Origin of the sequence: Actinoplanes sp. KI2 (genome assembly GCF_025630775.1) — a bacterium.
GTDB lineage: Bacteria > Actinomycetota > Actinomycetes > Mycobacteriales > Micromonosporaceae > Actinoplanes.
This window is the reverse complement of sequence record NZ_JAOSZE010000136.1, coordinates 1-809: the sequence shown is the minus strand read 5'-3', so window position 1 is coordinate 809 and position 809 is coordinate 1. Positions and strand designations below refer to the sequence as shown.

The window sequence follows — 809 nt, the reverse complement described above, 5'->3', positions numbered from 1 at the left end:
AGGCGGTGGTGTGTTGGTCAAGGAGCTGCGGCGATGATGTCGATGTTGATGGTGGCTTTGTAGCTGCGGCGGTCGATGTTGGGGCCGCGGGCTTGGTATTTGCTGTTGGAGCGTTTGATCATGCGGGTTTTGGTGCGGATCCGGCGGTCGGGTAGCAGGTTGTTTAGGACGTGGGTGCCGATGACGCCGACCATGTCGATGACGGTGTCGGTGATGATTCCGGCGGCGTGGATGATCTGGTCGCGGGCGGCGTTCAGAGCGGTGGTGAAGCTGGCCCGGTCGGGATCGAGGCCGGCCCGGCTGTCGGTGGCGTCGACCATCGCGGTGCGCAGGATCTGGTAAGTGACCAGCAGGGCGTGAATTTCCTGGTCGATGCCCTCAGGGGCGCGTGAACGCAGGACACGTCCGCCGAGGATCGAGGATTTGAGTTCGAGGAACGCTGTCTCGATTTCCCAGCGCCGGTGATAGAGACGGATGAGGTCGGCGGCTGGGTGGATGCGCGGGTCGAGCAGGGTGGTGATCAGCCGGTAGTCGCCGGTTTGGGTGCCTGCGGTGGTGGTGATGGTGATCTGGGCTTGCACGACGCGGATGCGTTGGGGGCCGATGGTCGAGAGCCAGGAGCCGTCGGGCAGTCGGTGGATGACGGGCAGGCGGCGTCGGCGGGTACAGCGGATCAGCAGATCGGCGCCGGTGGCGGACAACGAGGCGATGAGGTCGGCGGCGCAGTAGCCGCGATCGGCGAGCAGCAGCATCCCGGAGTGCAGGCTGCGCGCGAGGATGCGGGCCTGGTCGAGTTCACCGGTGCTGAT

At 65.6% G+C, this 809-nt stretch carries 1 protein-coding gene; it reads right to left on the bottom strand.

Annotation, left to right across the window (positions count from 1 at the left end):
- Nucleotides 1–17 precede the first annotated feature (17 nt).
- Nucleotides 18–809, bottom strand: a 792-nt coding sequence (locus ODJ79_RS46635; RefSeq protein ID WP_263030193.1) for a transposase, incomplete at its 5' end; no start/stop codon positions are given.